The sequence below is a fragment of the Pseudomonas sp. P1_F7 genome (genome assembly GCF_056405655.1).
The window spans coordinates 136,614-161,173 of sequence record NZ_JBFUBR010000014.1; the positions used below are offsets into that span (position 1 = coordinate 136,614).

At 60.1% G+C, this 24,560-nt stretch carries 21 protein-coding genes; 11 read left to right on the forward strand and 10 right to left on the reverse strand.

Annotation, left to right across the window (positions count from 1 at the left end; translation table 11 throughout):
• Positions 1-7: 7 nt before the first annotated feature.
• The 6 genes from AC1D1M_RS21620 to AC1D1M_RS21645 all read left to right on the forward strand — a co-directional run bounded on the left by AC1D1M_RS21620 (position 8) and on the right by AC1D1M_RS21645 (position 6,820).
• Positions 8-871, forward strand: a complete 864-nt coding sequence (locus tag AC1D1M_RS21620) for a LysR family transcriptional regulator (RefSeq protein ID WP_477777174.1) — start codon at positions 8-10, stop codon at positions 869-871.
• 250 nt (positions 872-1,121) lie between these two features.
• Positions 1,122-2,198: a putative 2-aminoethylphosphonate ABC transporter ATP-binding protein gene (locus tag AC1D1M_RS21625; RefSeq protein WP_477777175.1), complete on the forward strand. Its 1,077-nt coding sequence runs from the start codon at positions 1,122-1,124 to the stop codon at positions 2,196-2,198.
• Positions 2,198-3,922, forward strand: coding sequence for a putative 2-aminoethylphosphonate ABC transporter permease subunit (locus tag AC1D1M_RS21630; RefSeq protein WP_477777176.1), 1,725 nt, complete (start codon positions 2,198-2,200; stop codon positions 3,920-3,922). The genes AC1D1M_RS21625 and AC1D1M_RS21630 overlap by 1 nt, the downstream gene beginning before the upstream one ends.
• 38 nt (positions 3,923-3,960) lie before the next feature.
• Positions 3,961-4,986, forward strand: a complete 1,026-nt coding sequence (locus tag AC1D1M_RS21635) for a putative 2-aminoethylphosphonate ABC transporter substrate-binding protein (protein ID WP_477777177.1) — start codon at positions 3,961-3,963, stop codon at positions 4,984-4,986.
• A gap of 143 nt (positions 4,987-5,129) precedes the next feature.
• A complete protein-coding gene (locus AC1D1M_RS21640) occupies positions 5,130-6,263 on the forward strand; it encodes a TIGR03364 family FAD-dependent oxidoreductase (RefSeq protein ID WP_477777178.1) in 1,134 nt (377 codons plus the stop codon).
• Positions 6,263-6,820 (forward strand): phosphonate degradation HD-domain oxygenase, encoded by a 558-nt coding sequence (locus AC1D1M_RS21645; protein ID WP_477777179.1) that lies wholly within the window; start codon positions 6,263-6,265, stop codon positions 6,818-6,820. The genes AC1D1M_RS21640 and AC1D1M_RS21645 overlap by 1 nt, the downstream gene beginning before the upstream one ends.
• 150 nt (positions 6,821-6,970) lie before the next feature.
• Here the strand turns inward: AC1D1M_RS21645 and AC1D1M_RS21650 are convergent, their stop codons facing one another.
• Both AC1D1M_RS21650 and AC1D1M_RS21655 read right to left on the reverse strand, forming a co-directional pair.
• Positions 6,971-8,347, reverse strand: coding sequence for a GTPase/DUF3482 domain-containing protein (locus tag AC1D1M_RS21650; protein ID WP_477777180.1), 1,377 nt, complete (start codon positions 8,345-8,347; stop codon positions 6,971-6,973).
• Positions 8,340-9,710 carry a DUF2868 domain-containing protein gene (locus AC1D1M_RS21655; protein WP_477777181.1) on the reverse strand — a complete coding sequence of 457 codons (1,371 nt, stop codon included), beginning with the start codon at positions 9,708-9,710 and terminating at the stop codon, positions 8,340-8,342. The genes AC1D1M_RS21650 and AC1D1M_RS21655 overlap by 8 nt, the downstream gene beginning before the upstream one ends.
• Before the next feature lie 85 nt (positions 9,711-9,795).
• Between AC1D1M_RS21655 and AC1D1M_RS21660 the strand changes: the two genes are divergently transcribed.
• Positions 9,796-10,308: a dihydrofolate reductase gene (locus AC1D1M_RS21660; protein WP_477777182.1), complete on the forward strand. Its 513-nt coding sequence runs from the start codon at positions 9,796-9,798 to the stop codon at positions 10,306-10,308.
• A gap of 115 nt (positions 10,309-10,423) precedes the next feature.
• On the opposite strand, the gene AC1D1M_RS21665 is transcribed toward AC1D1M_RS21660, so the two are convergent.
• Positions 10,424-11,815 (reverse strand): L-cystine transporter, encoded by a 1,392-nt coding sequence (locus AC1D1M_RS21665; RefSeq protein ID WP_477777183.1) that lies wholly within the window; start codon positions 11,813-11,815, stop codon positions 10,424-10,426.
• A gap of 241 nt (positions 11,816-12,056) precedes the next feature.
• Here AC1D1M_RS21665 and AC1D1M_RS21670 point away from each other — a divergent pair, with 241 nt between their 5' ends.
• Both AC1D1M_RS21670 and AC1D1M_RS21675 read left to right on the forward strand, forming a co-directional pair.
• A complete protein-coding gene (locus AC1D1M_RS21670; protein ID WP_477777184.1) occupies positions 12,057-13,112 on the forward strand; it encodes an HAD family hydrolase in 1,056 nt (351 codons plus the stop codon).
• A gap of 473 nt (positions 13,113-13,585) precedes the next feature.
• Positions 13,586-13,873 (forward strand): DUF6124 family protein, encoded by a 288-nt coding sequence (locus AC1D1M_RS21675; protein ID WP_477777185.1) that lies wholly within the window; start codon positions 13,586-13,588, stop codon positions 13,871-13,873.
• Between the two features lie 56 nt (positions 13,874-13,929).
• On the opposite strand, the gene ilvD is transcribed toward AC1D1M_RS21675, so the two are convergent.
• From ilvD to AC1D1M_RS21695, 4 genes are all read right to left on the reverse strand, one after another.
• Positions 13,930-15,771 carry a dihydroxy-acid dehydratase gene (gene ilvD / locus AC1D1M_RS21680; protein WP_477777186.1) on the reverse strand — a complete coding sequence of 614 codons (1,842 nt, stop codon included), beginning with the start codon at positions 15,769-15,771 and terminating at the stop codon, positions 13,930-13,932.
• A gap of 218 nt (positions 15,772-15,989) precedes the next feature.
• Positions 15,990-17,186 (reverse strand): MFS transporter, encoded by a 1,197-nt coding sequence (locus AC1D1M_RS21685; protein ID WP_477777187.1) that lies wholly within the window; start codon positions 17,184-17,186, stop codon positions 15,990-15,992.
• Positions 17,187-17,188: 2 nt separating this feature from the next.
• Entirely contained in the window at positions 17,189-18,295 is a 1,107-nt protein-coding gene (locus AC1D1M_RS21690) for a SagB family peptide dehydrogenase (RefSeq protein WP_477777188.1), read from the reverse strand.
• A gap of 383 nt (positions 18,296-18,678) precedes the next feature.
• Complete coding sequence (locus tag AC1D1M_RS21695; protein ID WP_046039197.1) at positions 18,679-19,875, reverse strand: class I SAM-dependent rRNA methyltransferase; 1,197 nt, start codon at positions 19,873-19,875, stop codon at positions 18,679-18,681.
• A 153-nt stretch (positions 19,876-20,028) separates the two neighbouring features.
• On the opposite strand from AC1D1M_RS21695, the gene AC1D1M_RS21700 reads away from it, so the two are divergent.
• Together AC1D1M_RS21700 and mutM are read left to right on the forward strand one after the other, a co-directional pair.
• Complete coding sequence (locus AC1D1M_RS21700) at positions 20,029-20,898, forward strand: HDOD domain-containing protein (RefSeq protein WP_477777189.1); 870 nt, start codon at positions 20,029-20,031, stop codon at positions 20,896-20,898.
• A gap of 42 nt (positions 20,899-20,940) precedes the next feature.
• Positions 20,941-21,753 carry a bifunctional DNA-formamidopyrimidine glycosylase/DNA-(apurinic or apyrimidinic site) lyase gene (gene mutM, locus AC1D1M_RS21705; protein WP_477777190.1) on the forward strand — a complete coding sequence of 271 codons (813 nt, stop codon included), beginning with the start codon at positions 20,941-20,943 and terminating at the stop codon, positions 21,751-21,753.
• 135 nt (positions 21,754-21,888) lie between these two features.
• On the opposite strand, the gene AC1D1M_RS21710 is transcribed toward mutM, so the two are convergent.
• The 3 genes from AC1D1M_RS21710 to AC1D1M_RS21720 form a co-directional block, all read right to left on the reverse strand.
• The gene (locus AC1D1M_RS21710) at positions 21,889-22,140 is read right to left on the reverse strand and encodes a YfhL family 4Fe-4S dicluster ferredoxin (protein WP_003195146.1); all 252 of its coding nucleotides are present in this window, start codon (positions 22,138-22,140) and stop codon (positions 21,889-21,891) included.
• A gap of 148 nt (positions 22,141-22,288) precedes the next feature.
• Complete coding sequence (coaD, locus tag AC1D1M_RS21715; RefSeq protein ID WP_046039203.1) at positions 22,289-22,768, reverse strand: pantetheine-phosphate adenylyltransferase; 480 nt, start codon at positions 22,766-22,768, stop codon at positions 22,289-22,291.
• 115 nt (positions 22,769-22,883) lie between these two features.
• On the reverse strand, positions 22,884-24,479 hold the full coding sequence (locus AC1D1M_RS21720; protein ID WP_477777191.1) for a GMC family oxidoreductase: 1,596 nt from the start codon (positions 24,477-24,479) through the stop codon (positions 22,884-22,886).
• Between the last annotated feature and the right edge of the window lie 81 nt (positions 24,480-24,560).

Below are 24,560 nucleotides of genomic sequence, written 5' to 3' on the forward strand. Positions count from 1 at the left end.
GACGGTTGTGCTGAGTGCCGAGCTGAAGGCGTTTTACATGGTGGCCCGCCTGGGCAGCATTACCCAGGCTGCCAAAAAGCTCGGCCTGAGCCAGCCGACGGTGACGACGCAGATCCGCAACCTCGAAAGTCAGTACTCGGTCGAACTGTTCTACCGTGGCGGCCGGCGTCTCAGCGTCAGCGAGGAGGGTGCGCGGCTGTTGCCGATGGTCAAGGTGCTGATGCAACAGGAGGCCGACATCGAGTTTTTCCTGCGTAACTGCGGCCAGGTCCAGGGCGCGTTGCGCATAGCCGCCACGGCGCCGTATTACATCCTCGATCTGGTAAAAACGTTCCGCGAGCGCTTGCCGCAGGTTGAGGTTTCGGTGGAAATCGGCAACTCCCAGCAAGTGCTCGAAGCGCTGGAGGATTACCGGGTCGATGTCGCGGCATCCTCGCAGTTGCTCGATGACGCGCGACTGGTTCGCCGGGTGCTCGGCAGCGATCCGCTGGTGTTGGCCGTGCATCGCAATCATCCGCTGGCGGTTCACGATCACGTGCCGCTCGGCGCCTTGGCCGGGCACACCCTGCTGATGCGCGAACCGGGCTCGACCACCCGCCGCCTGACCGAAGAGTTACTGGCCAGCGCCGGGGTGTGTTTCGGCCCGCTACTGGAGATTGGCAGCCGCGAATCGATCCGTGAAGCAGTGCTGCGCAATATCGGTATCAGCATCATTGCCCGTCAGGAAGTGCCCCATGATCCGCAACTGCGGGTGCTGACCATCGAGAATGCGCCGCAGATTCCCGAATACTTGTATTGCCTCAAGGAGCGCAAAAACGCGCGACTGCCGGCGGCGTTTCTGGGGTTGGCGCAGGAAATGGCCCCGGCCTGAGTTCTGTGGTGCCTGTACCGGCCCCATCGCGAGCAAGCTCGCTCCCACAGGGATTTTGGGTGTTCACACAATTTGTGTTTCACCTCAAACCCACTGTGGGAGCGAGCTTGCTCGCGATGAGGCCAGTTCAGGCAGCACAAGACTTGAACCAAAATCCTTGAATACCACTATCGGCAGTTTTTGCCTTACTGCCACATGACGGACTCATTACAACTCTAGGATTGCCCCATCTGCTAGATGAGGTCCGTCCATGAACAACTCGATCGCAACTGCCCTGACCAACCCCGGCGCCCCGATGAAAGTGCGCGGCGTACAAAAGCGCTTCGGCGCCTTCACGGCGCTGGATAACGTGTCCCTCGACGTAGCGGCCGGTGAGTTGGTGTGTCTGCTGGGGCCGTCGGGCTGTGGCAAGACCACCTTGCTGCGCTGCATCGCCGGTCTGGAGAAGCAGGACAGCGGCGAGTTGTACCTGGGTAACCGCGACGTTTCCCACCTCGCACCCCAGGCGCGGGACTACGGCATTCTGTTCCAGTCCTACGCGTTGTTCCCCAATCTCACCGTCGAAGCGAACATCGCCTACGGCCTCGCCGGCAGCGGTCGCGACGAGGTGCGCCGTCGTGTCGGTCAGATGCTGGAACTGGTCGGCCTCAGCGGCAGCGAGAAAAAATATCCCGGTCAGTTGTCCGGTGGCCAGCAGCAGCGGGTCGCACTGGCTCGCGCCTTGGCTCCGGCACCTTCGCTGTTGCTGCTGGACGAACCGATGTCGGCCCTCGATGCCAGGGTGCGCGAGCATTTGTGCACCGAATTGCGCCAACTGCAACGCAACCTCGGCATCACCACCCTGATGGTCACCCACAACCAGGACGAGGCCATGCTGATGGCCGACCGCATTGCCGTGATGAACAACGGCAAGGTCGAGCAGTACGCCACGCCGCAGGAAATCTACAACCGCCCGGCCACGCCATTCGTGGCGGAGTTCGTCGGCCAGGGTAACTGGCTGCCCTTCCAGCGCAGCAGCGACAGCCACGCCCAGGTCGGTGGAATGAGCATGCGTCTGGCTGATGGCGGCGCCAAGACCGCGTCGGGCCGTTTGTTCTGCCGCCCGGAAGCGATCAACATCAACCCGCTGGTGCACGAGGAAAACCTGTTCCCGGCCAAGGTGCGCGAGATCACCTTCCTCGGCAACCGTTGCCGCATGAGCTTTGAACTCGATCACTTGCCGGGTCACGCCTTGCTGGCTGAACTGGCACCGGAAGCCATGCCACGCCTTGGCGCCCAGCAGATCATGGTCGCCTTGCCGCCGCGCAGTCTGCAGGTGTTTGCCTGATGAGCGCGAACATCGCGCTGCCGCTGCCGCACAAGCAGGTGCGGCAGACCACCCGCGCCGAGGTCGGTGACCGGTTGTTCGTGGTCGGCGGCAAAGTCCTCATGCTGGTGTTGTTGGGCGTTGCCGTATTGATGCCGTTGCTGGCGATCTTCTGGCGCGGTTTCAGCGCCGAAGCCGGGCAGGGCGGTGGCTGGGTTGCCGCCAAGGAATTGGTGACCAGCGAGAACTTCCACTGGTTGCTCGGTAACAGCCTGAAGGTTTCCCTCAGCGTCGCGGCCATTGTCGTACCGCTGGCCTACCTGTTTGCCTACGCGCTGCAACGCACATTGATTCCGGCTAAAGGCATCTGGCGCGGCATCTCGCTGCTGCCATTGATGGCGCCGTCGATGCTGCCCGGCATAGCGCTGGTTTACCTGTTCGGCAATCAGGGCATGTTGCGCGGCCTGCTTTCGGACAGCATCTACGGCTTCTGGGGCATTGTGCTTGGTGAAGTCATCTACACCTTCCCGCACGCCTTGATGATTCTTCTGTCGGCCCTGTCCCTGGCGGATGCACGACTGTTCGATGCCGCCTCCAGCATGGGCGCGAGTCCTGCGAAAGCCTTCCGCAGCATCACCTGGCCGGCGACCCGTCAGGCCGTGTTCGCCGCGTTCTGCCTGGTGTTCACCCTGACCATCACTGACTTCGGTGTACCAGTGGTAGTCGGTGGCGACTATCAAGTGTTGGCGCTGGAGGCCTACAAGGCGGTGGTCGGCCAGCAACAGTTCGGTCGTGGTGCGTTGATCGGCATGGTGCTGTTGCTGCCGGCGCTGTTCAGCTTCGGCGTCGATGCCTGGTTGCGTCGTCGTCACGGCGACTCCATGAGCGGTCGCGCCCAAGTGTTCAAACCCGCTCCGTCGAAGCTGCGCGACGGTTGCTACCTGGCCATCGTCCTGCTGATCTGCGTCGCGCTGCTGCTGGTGTTCGGCATGGCGGTGTTCTCGTCCCTGGTGAAGTTCTGGCCGTACAACCTGTCGCTGTCGCTCAACCATTACCAGTTCAACGAAACCGCCGGCGGTGGCTGGCTGGCCTACGGCAACAGCTTGAAGATGGCCTTGGGCACGGCGCTGATCGGCAGCCTGCTGATCTTCACCGGCGCCTACCTGATGGAAAAAACCAAGGGCCAGCGCGGCCTGAACCTGACCCTGCGCATGCTCAGCTTCGTACCGATGGCAGTGCCGGGCCTGGTGCTGGGGCTGGGTTACGTCTTCTTCTTCAACCTCACCGGCAACCCGCTGCATGTGCTGTACGGGACCATGACCCTGCTGATCGTCTGCACCATTGCTCACTATTTGACCACCGCGCAAATGACCGCCACCACCGCGCTGCGTCAACTCGACGCCGAGTTCGAAGCCGCTGCGCTGTCGCTCAAGGCGCCGCTGTACCGCCACTACCTGCGCGTCACCGTGCCGATCTGCCTGCCAGCCTTGCTGGACATCGTGCGCTACCTGTTCGTCTCGGCCATGACCACCGTTTCGGCGGCGATCTTTCTCTACAGCCCCGACACCATCCTCGCGGCGGTGGCGGTGCTGAACATGGACGACGCCGGCAACGTCGGCGGTGCGGCAGCGATGTCGACCCTGATCCTGATTACCTCGGCGGGCGTGTCCCTGCTGCTGGCCTGGGCCTCGCGCGGCTTGCTGCGCCGCTCCCAGGCTTGGCGCCAGACCGCGCCCGGTCATTGAATCTGCACAACCCCTCAACTCAAAAACAGGAAAAGATCATGTTCAAGCCTATGGCCCTGGCCGCTGCTGTCCTCACCGCTTTCAGCCTGAACGCCTTTGCGGCGAAAACCGAGTTGACGGTGTACACCGCCCTCGAAGCCGAACAACTGAAGACTTACAAAGAAGCTTTCGAAAAGGCCAACCCGGACGTCGAAATCAAATGGGTGCGTGATTCCACCGGCATCATCACCGCCAAACTGCTGGCCGAAAAAGCCCGTCCGCAGGCTGACGCCGTGTGGGGCCTGGCCGCTTCGAGCCTGGCGATTCTCGATCAGCAAGGCATGCTGCAAAGCTACGCACCGAAAGACCTGGGCAAGATCGGCGCCAACTACCGCGACGCGGCCAACCCACCAGCCTGGGTCGGCATGGACGTCTGGGCTGCGACCATCTGCTTCAACACCGTCGAAGCCGAGAAGCAGGGCCTGACCAAGCCAGTGAGCTGGCAGGATCTGACCAAGCCTGAGTACAAAGGCAAGATCGTCATGCCGAACCCGGCCTCGTCCGGCACCGGGTTCCTTGACGTCAGCGCCTGGCTGCAAACCTTCGGCGAGAAGCAGGGCTGGGCCTACATGGACGGCCTGCACCAGAACATCGGCCAGTACGTTCACTCCGGCTCCAAGCCTTGCAAACTGGCTGCCGCCGGTGAGTTCCCGATCGGTATTTCCTTCGAGTACCCGGCTGTTCAGTTGAAACGGCAGGGCGCGCCGCTGGACATCATCCTGCCGAAGGAAGGCCTGGGCTGGGAGATCGAAGCGACTGCCGTGATCAAGGGCACTGCCCACGAAGACGCGGCGAAGAAACTGGCTGACTTCTCTGCCAGCCCTGAGGCGATGGATCTCTACAAAGAAAACTTCGCCGTACTCGCGCAGCCTGGCATCGCCAAGCCGCAGACCGAACTGCCGGCCGACTACGAGCAGCGCCTGATCAAGAACGACTTCGACTGGGCTTCGAAGAACCGCGACGAGATCCTGACCGAATGGCGCAAGCGCTATGACGGCAAGTCCGAGAAAGTGGCGGCCAAGTAAGATCTTTATCGGCTGACAGGGCCCCTTCGCGGGCAAGCCCGCTCCCACAGGTCCTGTGGCGGTCACAAAATCTGTGTCCACTACAAATCACTGTGGGAGCGAGCTTGCTCGCGATGGCGGTTTCGAATTCAGGACAAGACCCCATGACACAACACAACGACATGCTGATCGTCGGCGCCGGCATCCTGGGTTTATCCCACGCGTATGCCGCCGCCAAACGCGGTCTGAAGGTCACGGTTTTCGAGCGCAGCGAAACGCCTGTTGGCGCTTCGGTGCGCAACTTCGGCCAGGCACTGGTCACCGGCCAGCCGCCGGGAGCGATGCTGGAACTGGCCCGCGCCAGTCGCGGAATCTGGGGCGATTGGGCGCAGCTCGCCGGCCTGCAACTCAAGCGCAATGGTTCGTACCTGTTCGCCCGCACCGAGGCGGAAGAACAGTTGCTGGAAGCCTTTTGCGACGGCCGCGCGGTGGAGCACGGTTACCGCGTCGACCTGTTGCGCGGCGCTGCGCTGCGCGATTTGTATGGCGGTCAGTTCCGCCATCACCGCGCGGCCTTGCATGGCATGGACGACCAGCAGCTGTATTCCCGCGAAGCGATTCCGACGCTGATCGATTTCCTGCGCCGCGACCTGGGCGTCAAGTTTCACTTTTCCACCCTGGTCCGCGATATCGAACCGGGCCGCCTGCACAGCACCGCTGGTAGTTTCAGTGCTGAGCAGATCATCGTCTGCTCCGGCCACGATTATCAGACGCTGCTGGCCGAACAGATTGCCGAACTCGAGCCGCAAATCTGCCGCCTGCAAATGCTCCGCGCCCGACCGCAAATCAACCTCAACCTGCAACACGCGTTACTCACCGGTTTGAGTTGCGTGCACTACGGCGCCTTCGCCGACTTGCCCGAGGCCGCAGCGGTGCAGGCAGACATTCTGCGCCACGCGCCGCACCTGCACGAAAACGGCATCCACCTGCTGATCAGCCCGACGCCCTATGGCGAATTGATCATCGGCGATTCGCACCACTACGGCAGTGATCCGTCGCCCTTCAATGCCGAGCAGGTCGACGACTGGATGATCGAACTGGCCGAGCAGACCCTGGGCTGCAAGGTGCAAGTGATCGAACGCTGGCAGGGCGTCTATGGTTCTCGGGGGCCGGGACCGTTCTCGTTCCTGCGCCCGGCAAAAGGCCTTAGCGCGGCGTTGATGCACACCGGCGTCGGCATGAGCGTCGGTCCGGCAATGGCCGAACGCAATGTGGCCAAGGTATTGGGAGAAATCTGATGGAGCGCAATGAACAGGTGATTGCCGAGGTGTTCAGTTTGTACGAGCGCTTTGGCGACAGCGACTACATCGGCGAGCCGGTGTCGCAGATCGAGCACATGTCCCAGGCGGCGGAGCTGGCCATGGCCGAAGGCTTCGACGATGAAGTGGTGCTGGCAGCGTTCTTTCATGACATCGGGCATATCTGCGCGCAAAGCGCGGAGAACATGGGCGGCTTCGGCGTGGTCAGCCATGAACGCCTCGGCGCCGACTACCTGCGCCGCGCAGGTTTCAGCGAGCGCATGGCGCGACTGGTGGAATACCACGTGCAGGCCAAGCGTTATCTGACGCTGAAAGAGCCGGGGTACTACGAGTGCCTGAGCGAAGCCAGCCGCCGCACCCTGGAATATCAGGGCGGAGTGATGACGGCAAAAGAGGCTGAGGCGTTCGAGCAGGACCCGCTGTGTGCCGTGAGTTTGCGCATGCGCCAGTGGGATGAAATGGCGAAAGAGATGCATGTGCCGGTGATTGATCTGGCGGTGTTGAAGGGCAAAGCGGTGCGGTTGTTGGCTGCATAAAGCCTTTGAGCCGAGGCGCGGCCATCGCGAGCAAGCTCGCTCCCACATTGGATCTGTGTCTGGACACAGATTGATGTCCCAGCACAAAACCCTGTGGGAGCGAGCTTGCTCGCGATGGCGTTAGTCCAGGCAAAGCAAGTGTTCCTGCCTCTACAGCTGTTGTGCCAGAACCTCTATCTGCTCCTGCCGCTCCGCCTGATTCAACTTTGGATGAGGATTGAGCGACGACCACTGCGGATGCGCCCGCGCCTTGTTCAGCGCTTCGGGCAGTTTGCCTTCGCGCCAGGTTTTATCCTGTGGCGTGGCCACTTGAATACTGTCCATCGCTGCGTGCCCACGGGTATTGAGCGCTTGCAGCAATTGCCGCTGGCGCAGCGCCAACAGCCGCAGCACATTGTCATCCACCGTCAGTTCGCGCTGGCCCTTGAGCTTGCCGAGCAAGCGACTGCCATAACTGCGTGCGGTTTGCAGGGCGCCACCGGCAATCGCTCCGGCCAATGCCGCTGCGCCTAGCGTGATGCCACCGACCAGCAAATCGACCCCGGCCCCGGCAGCCGCGCCGGCAGCGATACCGCTACCGACCCGCACGCCCAGTTGTTTTAGGGTTTCCGGATTGAACAAATCATCGCCCCAACGTCCGTCGAGCAACGGCAAATCACTGGCCGCGGCGTCCTGTGGGCGGAAGGCGTAGAGCTTGAGCAGGGCCTCGACACAACGCTGCTCACGCTGGCGTACGGCTTTGCGCAGTTCGCTGATCGCCTGTTGTTCCTGCTCGGCTTCACTGACCACGCTGCGCCGGCAAGCCGCGCAATCGATCAGCAATTCGGCAATCAATCGCTCTGCGCTTTGTTGGCGAGCCAGACGCTGGGCATGCTGATCGGCGATCAGGCGTTCGAGTTGCGGCCGGGCAGATTCCAGCAGCAGGGCGAGACTTTCATAGAGTCGACGCTCGCCATCCTCCGGCGGCGCGACACTGTCGAAGCGCACCAGGGCATGCAAGCCCAGCCGCGCCAGCGCTTCACGCCATGCCGGTTCGCGATGGTTGGCGCTGCTGACGAAGTTCAGCACCGGCAGCAAGGGTTTGCCGCAACTGGCCAGCACTTCCAGCTCGTCGCGATACTTGGCCAGCACCGGCTCCCGGGCGTCGATCACATAGAGCCCGGCATCCGACGCCAGCAACTGGCGCAACACCTTGGCTTCCTGTTCGAACCGTTGTCGGGCTTCGCTGCCATCAAGGAAGCGCGCCAGGCGTGCCGGGCCGTCGAGGCGTTCGCCGGGACGCTCCAGGCGTTCGAGGTAATCGAGCAGGGCGATGGCGTCTTCCAGACCGGGGGTGTCATAGAGGTCGAGCATCGGTTCGCCGTCCACCGACAGACGTGCACCCTCGACATGCCGCGTGGTGCTGGGGCGATGGGACACTTCACCGAAGCCGACGTCGCGGGTCAGGGTGCGCAGCAACGAGGTTTTACCGACGTTGGTGTGGCCGACCACGGCGAGTTTCAGGGGCTGTTTCCAGGTGTCAGTCATGACCCGTCTCCAGCCAGTTCATCGGTGCACAATCGGCAAACGGCAGCTCAAGTTGTTGCAGCGCCACGTGCCAGTCGCCGAGGCGTTCGGCGTCCAGTGCTTCTCCGGGTTGTGCCTGCAGCAACCACACGCGGGTGGCGCTGGCGCTGCGGGCCAGTTCGGCGATCAGCGCCAGGCTGCCGCGATCCGGTGAGCGCCGTGGATCGCACGCAATGGCCAGCCGTGCCGGAGGAAAGCGACTCAGCTGTTCGAGGAGTTTGTGCCGTGATTCGCGGCTGTCGAGGATGCCGGCATTGCTGACGTTTTTTGGCAATTGCGGTGGCCATGGGCGGTCGTCGTCCAGCTCGATGGCGACCAATAGAGCACCTTCACTTTGTTGTTCGCTGACGCCGTTTTCCACGCGATGTAGTTGTTCAGGCGCCGCATCGCTGACGCCGAGGCGCTCGCTGGTGGGCATCAAGCGTTCGCGCAGTTGTGCGTAACCGGGCAGGTTCAAATCCAGACGCAGCGCCTTTTGACCCGTCTTCCAGCGCCACAGGCAAAACAGCGCGAGCAGCAGGCGCGGCACAACGCCGTAGACCAGCAAGACGCCGACCAGCCACGCGGCCCAGGCTTGGCGGGCGCTTTCGATGTTCAGTGCGGCATCGCCGCTGGCACGGATCATTTCCTCGGTCGGCACGCTGAAGCCGAGCAGGGCCGGTAGCGCGCCAAGGGCCTGGGTCACGGCAATAAAGGTGTCGGCACTGAGAATCGTGGTTTCCCAGACGAAGCCGTAGCGTCGGGTCGCCATCAGCGTCAGCAGAATGACCACGGCGCTGAGCATCGCCAGCAACCACAGGCTGTTGACCAGCACGCCGATGGCCCAGCGATTGAGTTTCTGCCGTTGCAGCAACAGGAGCAGCGCCGGTGCCAGTTGTGCGGCTTTGGCATTCCGGGCGAGTTTTTCACTTAGCCACAGCCATAGGCGTCCGAGGCTGGCGCTTTGTTCGCCGGCGAACACCAGGCCCAGGGCCCAGCTCAGCAGCAGGATCAGATTGAGCCCGAGCAGGCTGCCCAAGGCCCAGAACACATTTACTGGGTGCAGGCCGTCACCCATTGCAGCAAAGGCCAGGCCGGCGCCGCTGATCACGGCCAGCACCGCCATTACGATCAGCGCCAGTCGTGCGCCTTGCAACCAGTGCTTGAGAGCATCGGTCAGGCCATCGCGCTCGGCCAGCCACAGGGCCCGGCGTTGAATGCGCGACGGCAAATCACCGCCGACGCTGCGGGCCAGTCGGTTGGCTTCAAGGTCTTCCAGGGGACCTGCGTGTTCTTCGCGCAGTCGAATGGTTTCTGTCAGCCAGAGGGTATTGAGTTCAGTCACGCGGCATCCCGTCGCTTAATTGAGCTGTGAGCATAACCGCTGTGGCGCTTATCGGCGAAAGCGAGGCTCTGGTATCCTCGCCGGCATGACTAAATCACTCCCCCTCAGCCTGATCGCAGCCCTCGGTGAAAACCGTGTGATCGGCGTCGACAACAGCATGCCCTGGCACTTGCCGGGGGACTTCAAATATTTCAAGGCCACCACCCTCGGCAAGCCGATCATCATGGGCCGCAAGACCTGGGACTCCCTCGGTCGTCCGTTGCCGGGCCGCTTGAACATCGTGGTCAGTCGCCAGGCGGATCTGCTGCTGGAAGGCGCGGAGGTTTATCCGTCGCTGGAGGCCGCTGTTGTTCGCGCCGAAGCGTGGGCGAAGGAGCAGGGCGTTGATGAGCTGATGCTGATTGGCGGCGCGCAGTTGTATGCGCAAGGGCTGGCGCAGGCCGATCGGTTGTACCTGACCCGCGTGGCGCTGAGTCCGGAAGGGGATGCGTGGTTTCCGGAGTTTGATTTGAAACAGTGGAAGCTGGTGTCGAATGTGCCGAATCCGGCCGAAGGCGACAAACCGGCATACAACTTCGAAGTCTGGGAAAAAGCCTAAAGATCGCAGCCAGCGGCAGCTCCTACAGGATCAGCGCATTCACTGTAGGAGCTGGCGAAGCCTGCGATCTTTTGATCTTTCTTTGCCACGAAAAGATCGCAGCCTGCGGCAGCTCCTACGCGTGAGCCAACGCTGAATGCTCATCCGCATCCAGCAGTTCTTTATCCGTCTGCTGCATCATCTGGCTAGTAATCGCACCCGCCGTCATCGACCCACTGACATTCAACGCCGTACGCCCCATATCAATCAGCGGCTCGACCGAAATCAACAACGCCACCAGTGACACCGGCAAGCCCATCGCCGGCAGCACGATCAACGCGGCAAACGTCGCGCCGCCACCCACTCCGGCAACGCCGGCCGAACTCAACGTGACAATCGCCACCAGAGTCGCGATCCACAGCGGGTCCAGCGGGTTGATGCCTACGGTCGGCGCCACCATCACCGCCAACATCGCCGGATACAGGCCGGCACAACCATTCTGGCCAATGGTCGCGCCGAACGAGGCGGCGAAACTGGCGATGGACTGCGGAATGCCCAGACGACTGGTTTGCGCCTCGATGCTCAATGGAATCGTCGCAGCGCTGGAGCGGCTGGTGAAGGCAAACGTCAGCACCGGCCAGATCTTGCGGAAGAAGCGCAGCGGATTGATCCCGGCAACCGACACCAGCACGCCATGCACCACGAACATCAGGCCCAGGCCGATGTAGGACACCACCACGAAACTGCCGAGCTTGATGATGTCTTGCAGGTTGGAACCGGCGACCACTTTGGTCATCAGCGCCAGCACGCCGTACGGGGTCAGCTTCATCACCAGGCGCACCAGGCGCATCACCCAGGCTTGCAGGGTGTCGATGGCGTTGATCACTTTCTGACCTTTTTCGACATCATCCTTGAGCAATTGCAGCGCAGCGACTCCCAGGAACGCAGCAAATATCACCACGCTAATGATCGACGTCGGCTTGGCCCGCGCCAGATCGGCGAACGGGTTTTGCGGAATGAACGACAGCAACAGCTGCGGCACATTCAGGTCGGCGACCTTGCCGGCGTAATCGCTCTGGATGGTTTGCAGCCGGGCCATTTCCTGGGTGCCGGCCACCAGTCCTTCGGCAGTCAGGCCGAACAGGTTGGTCAGGCCGATGCCGATCAAGGCCGCGATGGCCGTGGTGAACAGCAGCGTGCCGATGGTCAGGAAGCTGATCTTGCCCAGTGACGACGCATTGTGCAGACGGGCCACGGCGCTGAGGATCGAGGCGAACACCAGCGGGATCACGATCATTTGCAGCAGTTGCACGTAACCGTTGCCCACCAGATCGAACCAGCCGATCGAGGCTTTCAGCACCGGGTTGCCGGCACCGTAGACAGTGTGCAACGCCACACCGAACGCCACGCCCAGCACCAGCGCGAGCAGGACTTTTTTCGCCAGGCTCCATGTAGTGTGGCGGGTTTGCGCCAGGCCGAAGAGCAGGGCGAGGAACACCAGCAGATTGAGGATCAGCGGCAGATTCATGAGAACTCCGAGTGAGACTTTTGCCAGCTACCATCCGGGGCAGCTGCGAACTGGCAAGCCTAACAGCTTGAAAAATAATGAATTAATATCAAAAACGTATGGTATCCGTCGTTTTTGGAATAAGCGGATGTCGCTGTCAGAAATGCAACTGGCGCGAAAGGGACGCGGGCGGTCGCTGACAGACGAGGACTGTCACACTTATTTGTTAGCGTCGATGTCTTTCATTCAGGGAGAAACGCCAATGAAGTTCGCACCGAAGTTTCTGGCAGCAGCAATTTGCCTGGGCCTTGCCGGCCAGGTTCTCGCAACGGATCTGAAACACTGGCCGGCCGATCAGGCCAAGGCGCTGGACGCGATGATCGCCGCCAACGCCAACAAGGGTAACTACGCGGTGTTCGACATGGACAACACCAGTTACCGCTACGACCTCGAAGAGTCGTTGCTGCCGTTCATGGAGAACAAGGGCCTGATCACCCGCGACAAGCTCGATCCCTCCCTGAAGCTGATGCCGTTCAAGGACACCGCCGACCACAAGGAAAGCCTGTTCAGCTACTACTACCGCCTCTGCGAAGTCGACGACATGGTCTGCTATCCATGGGTCGCCCAGGTGTTCTCCGGCTTCACGCTCAAGGAACTCAAGGGCTACGTTGACGAGATGATGGCGTCCGGCAAACCGGTGCCGGCCACTTATTATGAAGGCGACGTGGTCAAGAAACTCGACGTCAACCCGCCGAAAATTTTCACCGGCCAGCAAGAGCTGTACAACAAACTGATGGAGAACGGCATCGAGGTCTATGTGATGACCGCCGCCTCCGAAGAACTGGTGCGCATGGTCGCGGCCGATCCCAAGTACGGCTACAACGTCAAACCGCAGAACGTGATCGGCGTGTCGCTGCTGCTCAAGGACCCGAAGACTGGCGAGCTGACCACCGCGCGCAAGCAGGTCACCGCTGGCAAATATGACGAGAAGGCCAACCTCGGCCTGGAACTGACCCCGTACCTGTGGACCCCGGCGACCTGGATGGCCGGCAAACAGGCGGCGATCCTGACCTACATCGATGAATGGAAAAAACCGGTACTGGTTGGCGGCGATACCCCGAGCAGCGACGGCTACATGCTGTTCCACAGTGTTGACGTAGCCAAGGGCGGCATCCACCTGTGGGTCAACCGCAAGGACAAGTACATGACTCAGATCAACGGCATGATGGCCAAGAACGCCGCGGCCCAGGCCAAGGAAGGGTTGATGGTGACGGCTGACAAGAACTGGGTGATCGTGAAGCCTGAAGACATCCAGTAAGACCGCGGCGCCGCCATCGCGAGCAAGCTCGCTCCCACAAAGATCTCGGGTGAAACACAGACTGTGTGAGCACCCAGGTCCCCTGTGGGAGCGAGCTTGCTCGCGATGAGGCCAATCGGTGCAATGAAAGCCTCCGCTTGAACGACATCTCCTGACAGTCGCAACCTACGCATTCTTGCGTAAGGGACTACGACTACGCCAGAATCCGCCGGCTTGTGCGCCTGGGTGTCGGCTTCTATCGTTTCCGCGTCACTGAACATCAGTGATCGGGTTTGGTAGCCCGTGTTCACCTCGGCGCATTGCGCCACCCTTTGCAGGGTTCGTTTCTGTCTCTGCTCATATGGTGGCCATGCGCAGGGCATCTTCGGACGCGCCGGGTTCCTGGTGACCGGTCTACCAACCTGCGTGTGGCTGCCACCCATCGTTTGGTAGCGAGGGTGATGGCTCCTTTTTTCTCACCCGGAGTTCCATCAATGCTGAAAATTACCCCCGATCCCCCAAATACCGACAACCTCTCCGCCCGCATCAATACCACCCCGCGCAAACCCAGCCGAACATTCTTGATCGCGCCCGGCCTCGACACCGAAACCCTGTTGGCTCACGCCTGCGAATCCCTCGCCTCGGCCAATGTCATRGCCAGCGATTTCGCCGGACTGCTGGAAGGCTCGCAACGCAGCACAATACTGGGGATTGCTCAGGTCATCATGCTGGGCGAGCTGGCGGTGAATCAGGCGTTGGATAACCTCGACCCGCAGCAATAGCGCGGAAAAAAATGCCCCGCACTTGGCGGGGCATTTTCATGTTCGACGGTTAAGCCTTACAGCCCGTCAAGCATCGCCTTGTTACGCACAGCACCCTTGTCGGCACTGGTGGCCAGCAGGGCGTAGGCTTTCAACGCGGTGGTCACTTTACGTGGACGCACTTCCACCGGTTTCCAGCCCTTCTTGTCCTGCTCGACCCGGCGTGTAGCCAGTTCTTCGTCGCTGACCAACAGGTTGATCGAACGGTTCGGAATGTCGATCAGCACTTTGTCGCCGTCCTGCACCAGGCCGATTGCGCCGCCGGCAGCGGCTTCAGGCGAAGCGTGGCCGATGGACAGACCGGACGTGCCGCCGGAGAAGCGGCCGTCGGTCAGCAGGGCGCAGGCTTTGCCCAGGCCTTTGGATTTCAGGTACGAAGTCGGGTAGAGCATTTCCTGCATGCCCGGGCCGCCTTTCGGGCCTTCGTAGCGAATGATGACGATGTCGCCTTCTTTCACTTCGTCAGCAAGGATGCCGCGCACGGCGCTGTCCTGGCTTTCGAAGATCTTGGCGTTGCCTTCGAACACGTGGATCGACTCGTCGACGCCGGCGGTTTTCACCACGCAACCGTCCAGGGCGATGTTGCCGTAGAGAACGGCCAGGCCGCCTTCTTGCGAGTAAGCGTGCTCGACACTGCGGATGCAGCCGTTTTCACGGTCGTCGTCCAGGGTTTCCCAACGGGTCGACTGGCTGAATGCGGTTTGCGTCGGGATGCCCGCCGGACCGGCCTTGAAGAAGTGATGCACGGCTTCGTCGGTGGTCTGGGTGATGTCCCACTTGGCGATGGCTTCTTCCATGCTGCGGCTGTGCACGGTCGGCAGCTGGGTGTGCAGCAAGCCGCCACGGGCCAGCGAGCCGAGGATGCTGAAGATCCCGCCGGCACGGTGCACGTCTTCCATGTGGTACTTCTGGATGTTCGGCGCGACCTTGCACAGTTGCGGCACGTGACGGGACAGACGGTCGATGTCGCGCAGGTCGAAATCGATCTCGGCTTCCTGGGCGGCGGCCAGCAAGTGCAGGATGGTGTTGGTGGAACCGCCCATGGCGATGTCCAGGGTCATGGCGTTTTCGAACGCCTGGAAGTTGGCGATGTTGCGCGGCAATACCGACTCGTCGTTCTCGCCGTAGTAACGCTTGCACAGCTCGACGATGGTGCGGCCGGCCTGCAGGAACAGCTGCTCGCGGTCGCTGTGGGTGGCCAGGGTCGAACCGTTGCCCGGCAATGCCAGGCCCAGGGCTTCGACCAGGCAGTTCATCGAGTTGGCGGTGAACATGCCGGAGCACGAACCGCAGGTCGGGCAGGCGCTACGCTCGTACTCGGCGACTTTCTCGTCAGAAGCGCTGGAGTCGGCGGCGATCACCATGGCGTCGACCAGGTCGAGGCCGTGGGAAGCGAGTTTGGTCTTGCCGGCTTCCATCGGGCCGCCGGAAACGAAGATCACCGGGATGTTCAGGCGCAGGGCGGCCATCAGCATGCCAGGGGTGATCTTGTCGCAGTTGGAGATGCACACGATGGCGTCGGCGCAGTGGGCGTTGACCATGTACTCGACGGAGTCGGCGATGATCTCGCGGCTCGGCAGCGAATAGAGCATGCCGTCGTGGCCCATGGCGATGCCGTCATCGACAGCGATGGTGTTGAATTCCTTCGCCACGCCGCCAGCGCGCTCGATCTCGCGGGCGACCAGTTGCCCCAGGTCCTTGAGGTGCACGTGGCCCGGTACGAACTGGGTGAACGAGTTGGCAATGGCGATGATTGGCTTCTTGAAGTCGTCATCTTTCATCCCCGTGGCGCGCCACAGTGCGCGGGCACCGGCCATGTTGCGGCCGTGGGTGGATGTTTTCGAGCGGTAATCAGGCATGAAGCACTCCGGGCGGCTAATCAGGTATCAAAAGGGAAGTGAGCTTCTATTGACGTCTGGAACACTCAGAAATGGCCGCGTGTCCGGAAGTTGCCGATAACTTTGCGGGATCGCCGCGCGCTTCAGCTTGAGCTCATAAACCCGCCGGGGATGACTGGCGATGAATGTTCGCGATTCTACACGGCTGGCGGCTGGAGGGAATGCCGTAGGGCGCCTGATCATCGCCCGACCCTCGCATTTGTCAGCAAACCCCACAGACTGAATCCAATAAAACTGACGGCAATTGTCGCCAGCAGATGGGTTCCTGCCTGGGCTAGCACAGCGCTGCTGATGGCGGCGGTGATGAACATGATTGTATTGCCAGCGGATGCAGCGGTTCCGGCATTACTGGAAAACAACAGCATTGCTGCAGAAATGGCTGCTGGCCGAACCAAGGTGACAGCCAGCGCACTGATTAGCATCGGCACAAACAGTGTGAGCGTCGTCATTGCGTCGAAGATCAGGATCAACCCTAAAGCCAGACCGGCGATGCTCAGCAGGCTCAATCCGAGATTGATCTGTTTGTTGAGGGAAATGCGCTTCTGCGCGGCCGAAGCCAGAGCACCACCGAGGACGTAAGCCACGCCATAAGCCACCAGAACCAACGCATACTGATATTCAGACAGTTTCAGGACTTCCATGAAAATCAGCGGAGTCACGCTGATAAGGGCAAAGTAAGAAGAGAAGACCAGCGCGGCGATCCACCAATAGCGAACAAAGTCTTTACTGTTCAGGATGGTTTTCAGTGTTGACGTAATTGAAGTGGGTTCGTGGTCGGTTCGGGCTGATCTGGCAGGCAGTTCTGATTGCGCATGGATAAAGATACCGAGCGCCATCAGGGAAAACGCATAAAAGCTGCCCTGCCAACCAAAAGATGTTTGCAGCCATGAGCCAAGCAGAGGGGACAGTGCGACAAATGACCCGCTCAGGGTCATGTAATAAATGCGCACCCGGGCTCGATCCTTTTCTTCGAACAGGTCCTCCACTAGCGCGTGGCCCAGCACAAAAAAACCGCACCCCAACGCCTGAACGGCGCGAAAGCCCATAAAAGTCGAATAATCCGTTGCCTGGGTACAGCCGATCGCACCTATTGAGCACAGGATCAGACATCCAAGCAGCACTTCCTTGCGCCCCCATTTGTCCGAGAGGGGGCCGGTGACCAGTTGCGCGAAAGAAAAAACCAGGGTGAACAAGCTGACCGCAAACGCGATATCAACCATTGACGTATTGAACTCCAGCGCCAGGGCCGGGAAAGAGGGAAGCAGGATATTGAGTGGGAAAAAACTGATTAACGAAATATTGGTAATAAGAATGAATCGGGAGATTTTTTGACCCGTGATGTTATCGATTGTCCTGGCGCTTGAGTGTTCTGACATTTTTATAGGTTTCCGGGGTTCATTGGTGGGGTATTTTTTCTCAATAAGCTTTGTAGTTCCTCACACAATGTTTCTCCCTTGCTGTGTCCGGCGCCTATAAAAAGAAATACTTGTTCTGATAGGTCGTCCAGTTTTATAAGTTTTTCTATTTTTGATTCGGTCAGGGCTGCAGTTAGCCAGGTATTCAATCCAAGTGATGTCGCACACAGTTGTATAGTTTGCGAAATGTGGCCGATCTCTAGTAGTGAAACCCGATAGGCTTGCGAGTGAGGGTATTTCCACCACATTTTATCGAGGCGCGAAGTAAGGAATATTCCAAAAGGAATGTTGTCGGCAAAGTGTTGGCCTTGTAGAAGAGAGCCGAGAGGGCTGTTCAAGCGACTCAATAACTTTAAAGCGTGCAAGTTCGGGTGATAGTAATAAATCCCAGGGTCGAGCCCTTGGACGTTATAAGCATATAAATATCCTTCGCTGGCGTTCAGTCCACCACCTGACGGGCTGCTGCGCCGTGCATTGAACATGCCCGGAGTCAGTTCACAGGTATCCGACTCTCGCTCCTTCAGGTAACCGAGACAAAAGTAGAGAAGCGTACTGACATCATTCAGCGACACGCTTTTTTTCCGAAAGGAACGGCATGTTTTCCGCTGCAACAAGACTTGCTTGAATCCGGTCTGCCCCTCTAGTGCCCTATTGTCAGTGGGGGCTGGCAGGCAGAGCAGGTTCTCACGCTGGAGGTGGGCGAATGGGTGAGGTGGTGGGGGCTCTCGACTCAGCGCCTCCTGACAATGAGCGAAGTAACGATCAGCCCATTCCTTTGTGTTCGTTGGGGTATAGCCAGCACCAAGGTCTTTGGTTCCGATGTGAAAAATCTTCGAAAGGTCATCCCATTGCCAGTCATCTGGAGGAAAGTCCTGTTCGACGAATATACCGGCTTCAAAAAATTCAGTGTCGATTGGGTGGCATTTATCAAATAGTGTTGTTTGCTCGATAAGCTCAATTAATCGACCAGCGTGAGAGCTGTCGATTTCGAATTGCTCATGGGTTTTATAGTTCCAGATGAAAAGCCGGGGAGGCTTGGGTAGTAAAAAAATATAGGGGTTCAGTTGCATGCGGCATCCCTCTTTTTAAAAGCCGCACAGAAGGTATTCTGCCCGGCTTTTCCTGAGTGATTACTTAGGCGTGCTAAGCATCGCGTGGTGGTGTACCGCTAGATTTTTCTCAAGTTGAACTTTCTTCATGATTCAATCTCCAGTAAAGGTTTTGATATCCACCACTCAAGTATTCAAGTGGTAAGCTGGATGATAGGCTTGGATGGATTGAGGTCAAACGAAATGGTGTAGGGCGTTTCTCGAAGTGAAGTAGTCCTGTTCCGATAACTTTTACGTGATCGGTAAATGCTTAATAAGGCTGAGGTTTTTGTATTGGTGTCGGATGGCTAGTTGATCGTCCGGACTATTGAAGTGCGGACGATCAACATAAGCGCTGTCAGCAATTAGCTATTCGGCAACAACCGGCAAGTAATGCTCTTGATATAACGCGTCTCGGCAATGGCCGGGTGTACCGGATGATCCGGCCCCTGACCGCCACGTTCCAAGATCTGGATATTGCGGTCCAGGTGGCGGGCACTGGTCAGCAGGATGTTCTGCAGGTCGTCTTCCGGCAGGTGCATCGAGCAGGAGGCGCTGACCAGGATGCCGTCCTTGGTGAGCAGGCGCATGGCTTGCTCGTTCAGGCGGCGGTAGGCGCCTTCGCCGTTCTTCATGTCTTTCTTGCGTTTGATGAACGCCGGCGGGTCGGCCACGATCACGTCGAAGCGTTCTTCGCTGGCTTTCAGCTCTTTGAGGGCTTCGAACACGTCGCCTTCGATGCAGGTCATTTTTTCGGCGAAACCGTTCAGTGCGGCGTTGCGCTCGACACCGTCGAGGGCGAAAGCCGACGCGTCGACGCAGAACACTTCGCTGGCGCCGAACGCGGCAGCCTGCACGCCCCAGCCGCCGATGTAGCTGTACAGGTCCAGTACGCGTTTGCCTTTGGCGTACGGCGCCAGGCGTGCGCGGTTCATGCGGTGGTCGTAGAACCAGCCGGTTTTCTGACCCTGGATGACCGGCGCTTCGAATTTCACGCCGTTCTCTTCCAGGGCAACCCACTCCGGCACCAGGCCGAATACGGTTTCGACGTAGCGGGTGAGGCCTTCGGCGTCACGGGCAGCGGAGTCGTTCTTGAACAGGATGCCGCTTGGCTTGAGCACTTGGGTCAGCGCTGCAATCACGTCGTCCTTGTGGGCTTCCATGGTCGCCGAAGCGATCTGGACCACCAGGATGTCGCCGAAACGGTCAACCACCAAGCCTGGCAGCAGGTCGGAGTCGCCGTAGACCAGGCGATAGAACGGCTTGTCGAACAGACGATCACGCAGCGACAGGGCCACGTTCAGGCGGTGCACCAGCAGCGATTTGTCCAGCGGCAACTTGATGTCGCGCGACAGCACACGGGCGCAGATCAGGTTGTTCGGGCTCATGGCAACGATGCCCAGCGGCTTGCCGCCGGCGGCTTCGAGGATCGCCTGGTCGCCGGCCTTGAAACCGTGCAAAGGCGTAGCGGCTACATCGATTTCGTTGCTGTAGACCCACAAGTGACCGTTGCGCAGACGACGGTCGGCGTTGGCTTTGAGGCGCAGGCTAGGCAGGGACATGTCGTCGCTCCGGAAAAAAGAGCGGGAGTATAGCGTGTTGGGACCCCGGATTGGCCTGCAAGTGGACATGTGGCGAGTGTTGTCTTGCGATTTGGTATGTCGGATCCAACTTCATAAAGGTTAGAATCACCGTCTGACCCTGAGTGTGCACAAATGTCCCAAGAGCTGACTTCCGAACAGATTCAACAGGCCCTGCAGGGCATCAGCGTACCGGCCCAGCCGCAAATCATGGTGGATTTGCAGATGGAGCAGTACATGCCCGATCCGGATCTGGAAGTCATTGCCAAGCTGATATCCCAGGATCCGGGGCTTTCCGGTTCCCTGCTGAAGATCGTCAATTCGCCGTATTACGGGCTGAGCAACAAGATTGCCTCGATCCAGCGCGCGGTAAATCTGCTGGGCAGCCGCTCGATCATCAACCTGATCAATGCGCAGTCGATCAAGGGCGAGATGAATGACGACACCATTGTCACCCTGAACCGTTTCTGGGACACCGCTCAGGACGTGGCCATGACCTGCCTGACCCTGGCCAAGCGCATCGGCGTTGAAAATGGCGACGAAGCGTATGCTCTGGGCCTGTTCCATGATTGCGGCGTGCCCTTGATGCTCCAGCGTTTCCCCGGCTACATGGGCGTTCTGGAGCAGGCCTATGCCAACGCCAGTGCCGAATGCCGGGTGGTGGACACGGAGAACCAGGTGTTCAATACCAACCACTCGGTGGTCGGGTATTACACGGCCAAGTCCTGGCGCCTGCCAGAGCACGTGAGCGCGGCGATCGCCAATCACCACAATGCCCTGGCGATCTTCAGCGATGAGTCGTCGCGCAACAGTTCGCTGAAGAACCTGCTGGCGATCCTGAAAATGGCCGAGCATATTTGTGCTTCTTATCGGGTACTGGGCAACCAGACCGAAGATCACGAGTGGAACAGCATCGCGCCGCTGGTGCTCGATTATGTCGGCCTCTCGGACTACGACTTCGAGACCCTCAAGCAGACGATCCGCGACCTCGGCACTCATCGCTGAGTGTCGGAACTTTCCAGGCCATGAGCCTGATCCGAGAGCACCATGCCTGAATTGCCAGAAGTCGAAACCACCCGTCGCGGCATCGCGCCGTACCTGGAAGGCCAGCGTGTCAGCCGGGTGATCGTGCGTGAACGGCGCTTGCGCTGGCCGATTCCCGAAGACCTCGATGTGCGGTTGTCCGGGCAGCGCATCGTGCTGGTGGAGCGGCGCGCCAAGTACCTGCTGATCAATGCCGAAGTCGGCACCTTGATCAGTCATTTGGGTATGTCAGGCAATTTGCGTCTGGTGGAAGCCGGGCTGCCGGCGGCCAAGCATGAGCATGTGGACATCGAACTGGAGTCGGGCCTGGCCCTGCGCTACACCGACCCGCGGCGTTTCGGCGCGATGCTCTGGAGTCTCGACCCGCTCAACCACGAGTTGCTGATCCGCCTGGGGCCGGAGCCGCTGACCGACCTGTTCGACGGCGAACGCCTGTTCCAGCAGTCCCGTGGGCGCTCGATGGCGGTCAAGCCGTTCATCATGGATAACGCGGTGGTGGTGGGCGTCGGCAATATCTATGCGACCGAAGCGTTGTTCGCCGCTGGAATCGACCCGCGCCGCGAAGCCGGGAGCATTTCCCGGGCGCGTTACTTGAAGCTGGCCATCGAGATCAAGCGCATCCTGGCGGCCGCCATCGAGCGTGGCGGTACCACGCTGCGGGACTTTATCGGTGGTGACGGTCAGCCTGGTTATTTCCAGCAGGAACTGTTCGTGTACGGCCGTGGCGGTGAGCACTGCAAGGTCTGTGGCACGGGCTTGCGGGAAGTGAAGCTCGGGCAGCGCGCCAGCGTCTTTTGCCCGCGTTGTCAGAGCTGAAAGTCAGTTAGATCTTCAGTGAGGCTGACAACGTCATCGCGAGCAAGCTCGCTCCCACAGGGGATTTGTGAGCGACGCAGATCCAGTGTGGGAGCGAGCTTGCTCGCGATGAGGCCCTAAAGAGCACTACATCATTCAAGCCTTGCCGGTAATCTTCCGGTACTTCTCCATCAACTGTTCTTCAGTCTCCGGATGAGCTTCGTCCAGTGGAATGCAATCCACCGGGCAGACCTGCTGGCACTGCGGTTCGTCGTAGTGGCCGACACACTGGGTGCACAGGTTCGGGTCGATCACGTAGATCTCTTCGCCTTGGGAAATGGCGGCGTTCGGGCACTCGGGTTCGCAGACGTCGCAGTTGATGCAATCGTCGGTGATGATCAGGGACATGCTAACTCCAGCCGGGGCGGCAAGCCCGGGCGCAATAAACCAATGCACACAATTGTGCCGCATTGGCGCCCGCAGTGCACGCGGGTGCGATCAAGTGCAGAGAGGTGCAGGCTACGAATGCTGAAAAGATCGCAGCCTGCGGCAGCTCCTACTTCTTGAAGCGTTCGGTCAATGCGTCCGCCACCACAGGGTGCACGAACTTGGTGATATCGCCGCCTAGGGCTGCAATTTCACGGACCAGCGTCGAGGAAATGAACGAATAACGCTCGGACGGGGTGAGGAACAGGCTTTCCACATCCGGTGCCAGTTGGCGGTTCATGTTGGCCAGCTGGAACTCGTATTCGAAGTCCGACACCGCGCGCAATCCACGCAGGAACACATTGGCGTTCTTCTCTTTGGCGAAGTGCGCCAGCAGCGTCGAGAAGCCGACGACTTCAACGTTCGGCAGATGTTTAGTGACCTCGCGCGCCAGTTCTACCCGTTGTTCCAGAGGAAACAACGGGTTTTTCTTCGGGCTCGCGGCGACGGCGATGATCACATGATCGAACAGGCGCGAGGCGCGTTCGACCAGATCGCCATGGCCCTTGGTAATAGGGTCGAAGGTACCTGGGTACAACACTCGGTTCATCGCGTCGTCCTGGCGGGAATCCGTTGGGGAGTCGGATGGTATCGCAGCCTTCCCGGTCGGCCAAGTCGCCTGTTGAGTAAGAAAGCACTATAGACGATAGGAATAATCGTCATTTTCATGGGTTTTTTAAACGTTCGGCCAAGGATGTCGCCAGTTGCGCCGTCAGCCCGTAGACCGACAGCTGCGGATTGGCACCAATGCTGGTGGGGAACAGCGAGCCGTCGTGAATCGACAGATTGCCCAGTTGATGATGCCTGCCGAGGCTGTCGGTCACCGCGATTGTCGGGTCTTCACCCATGGCGCAACCGCCCATCACATGGGCACTGCCCAGGCGTGTGCGATACAACTCCAGGCTCAGGCCGTCGATCAGCGTGCGGGCTTCGGCGAGGGTCTTCACGTAGCGGGCGTCGGCGTGCATCGGCATGACAGCCTTGGCGCCACCGGCAAACTGGATCTCGGCCATGGTATGGAACGCCCGGCGCAATCCATCCCAGGCGTACGGTGATAGCTGGTAATCCAGCACCGGCGTGTCATCGTTGCGCAATTCGACGCTGCCACCGGGGCTGTCCGGGTGAAACCCGTCCCGCAGCAACGCCAGCATGGCGTGGGTATGCGGCAGGTTGGCCATGTGTTGCGAATTCTCCTGGCCGAAACCGCCGAGCAACGTCGTGGCCAGCGCCGGGTGCAGGGGCGGGACTTCCAGTTTGTAGGACATCTTGCCCGTGGTGCCGTCCTGCCATTGGAAGTGGTCGGAGTAAATCGACTGCGGCGCGCCGTAGAACGGGTTGACCACTTCGTCGAACAATGCGGCGGACATGTTCACCGGGTGCAGGAACGTACGTTTCCCCAGACGCTTGTGCGGGTCGGGTGCCCCGGAGCGCATCAGCAAGGCCGGGCTGTTGATGCCGCCACCGGCCAGCACGAAATGCCGCGCCTTGACTGTGATGGTGCGCCCGGTCGGTGCGACGCAGCGTTCATCCATCGCCGAACATTGCAGGCCGGTGACCTTGTCGCCGCTGATCGTGAGTTTTTCGGCACGGGCCAGGTAAAGCAGCTCACCGCCTTTTTCCAGGGTCGCTGGAATGGTGGTGACCATCATCGATTGCTTGGCGTTGGTCGGGCAGCCCATGCCGCAGTAGCCGAGGTTCCAGCAGCCGCGAACGTTGCGCGGGATGACGTGCCATGAGTAGTTCAGTGCTTCGCAGCCCTTGCGGATCACATCATTGTTGGCATTGGGTGGCACCATCCACGGTGCGACGCCCAGGCGTTGCTCCATTTTTTCGAACCACGGGGCCATTTCCGCCGGGCTGTGGCCCTTGACGTTGTGCTCTTTGGCCCAGTGTTCCAGGGTCGGCTCCGGAGTGCGGAAACTGGAGGTCCAGTTGATCAGTGTGGTGCCGCCCACCGCCCGGCCTTGCAGGATGGTGATCGCGCCATCCTTGCTCATGCGGCCGATGCCTTCCTGATAAAGGCTGGCGTAGGCCTGGTCTTCGAGCATCTTGAAGTCGCTGCTGGTCTTGAGCGGGCCTTCCTCGATCAGCAGCACCTTGTAGCCGGCCGCGCTGAGGATTTCGGCGGTGGTGCCGCCGCCGGCACCGCTGCCGATGATCGCCACATCCGCTTCGAGTGTCAGGTCCTGGGTCAGTTGCGAGCCGTTGTAGGTTTTCCAGCCTCGGGCCATGCCTTCGCGGAACGGATCGGGTACGGGCATCTTTCAGGTTCTCTTTATTATTTTGGATGCGGTGGTGTGGCGACTGGCGCCATCGCGGGCAAGCCACGCTCCCACAGGTTT

Bases quoted from the DNA above. Each gene is read 5' to 3' on its own strand.
- AC1D1M_RS21695 (WP_046039197.1), bottom strand. From the start codon at position 19,875: ATGTCCCTGCCTAGCCTGCGCCTCAAAGCCAACGCCGACCGTCGTCTG.
- mutM (WP_477777190.1), top strand. From the start codon at position 20,941: ATGCCTGAATTGCCAGAAGTCGAAACCACCCGTCGCGGCATCGCGCCG.
- coaD (WP_046039203.1), bottom strand. From the start codon at position 22,768: ATGAACCGAGTGTTGTACCCAGGTACCTTCGACCCTATTACCAAGGGC.
- AC1D1M_RS21700 (WP_477777189.1), top strand. From the start codon at position 20,029: ATGTCCCAAGAGCTGACTTCCGAACAGATTCAACAGGCCCTGCAGGGC.
- AC1D1M_RS21630 (WP_477777176.1), top strand. From the start codon at position 2,198: ATGAGCGCGAACATCGCGCTGCCGCTGCCGCACAAGCAGGTGCGGCAG.
- AC1D1M_RS21685 (WP_477777187.1), bottom strand. From the start codon at position 17,186: ATGTCAGAACACTCAAGCGCCAGGACAATCGATAACATCACGGGTCAA.
- AC1D1M_RS21720 (WP_477777191.1), bottom strand. From the start codon at position 24,479: ATGCCCGTACCCGATCCGTTCCGCGAAGGCATGGCCCGAGGCTGGAAA.
- AC1D1M_RS21710 (WP_003195146.1), bottom strand. From the start codon at position 22,140: ATGTCCCTGATCATCACCGACGATTGCATCAACTGCGACGTCTGCGAA.
- AC1D1M_RS21670 (WP_477777184.1), top strand. From the start codon at position 12,057: ATGAAGTTCGCACCGAAGTTTCTGGCAGCAGCAATTTGCCTGGGCCTT.
- AC1D1M_RS21625 (WP_477777175.1), top strand. From the start codon at position 1,122: ATGAACAACTCGATCGCAACTGCCCTGACCAACCCCGGCGCCCCGATG.
- AC1D1M_RS21690 (WP_477777188.1), bottom strand. From the start codon at position 18,295: ATGCAACTGAACCCCTATATTTTTTTACTACCCAAGCCTCCCCGGCTT.
- AC1D1M_RS21640 (WP_477777178.1), top strand. From the start codon at position 5,130: ATGACACAACACAACGACATGCTGATCGTCGGCGCCGGCATCCTGGGT.
- AC1D1M_RS21650 (WP_477777180.1), bottom strand. From the start codon at position 8,347: ATGACTGACACCTGGAAACAGCCCCTGAAACTCGCCGTGGTCGGCCAC.
- AC1D1M_RS21660 (WP_477777182.1), top strand. From the start codon at position 9,796: ATGACTAAATCACTCCCCCTCAGCCTGATCGCAGCCCTCGGTGAAAAC.
- AC1D1M_RS21635 (WP_477777177.1), top strand. From the start codon at position 3,961: ATGTTCAAGCCTATGGCCCTGGCCGCTGCTGTCCTCACCGCTTTCAGC.
- ilvD (WP_477777186.1), bottom strand. From the start codon at position 15,771: ATGCCTGATTACCGCTCGAAAACATCCACCCACGGCCGCAACATGGCC.
- AC1D1M_RS21665 (WP_477777183.1), bottom strand. From the start codon at position 11,815: ATGAATCTGCCGCTGATCCTCAATCTGCTGGTGTTCCTCGCCCTGCTC.
- AC1D1M_RS21645 (WP_477777179.1), top strand. From the start codon at position 6,263: ATGGAGCGCAATGAACAGGTGATTGCCGAGGTGTTCAGTTTGTACGAG.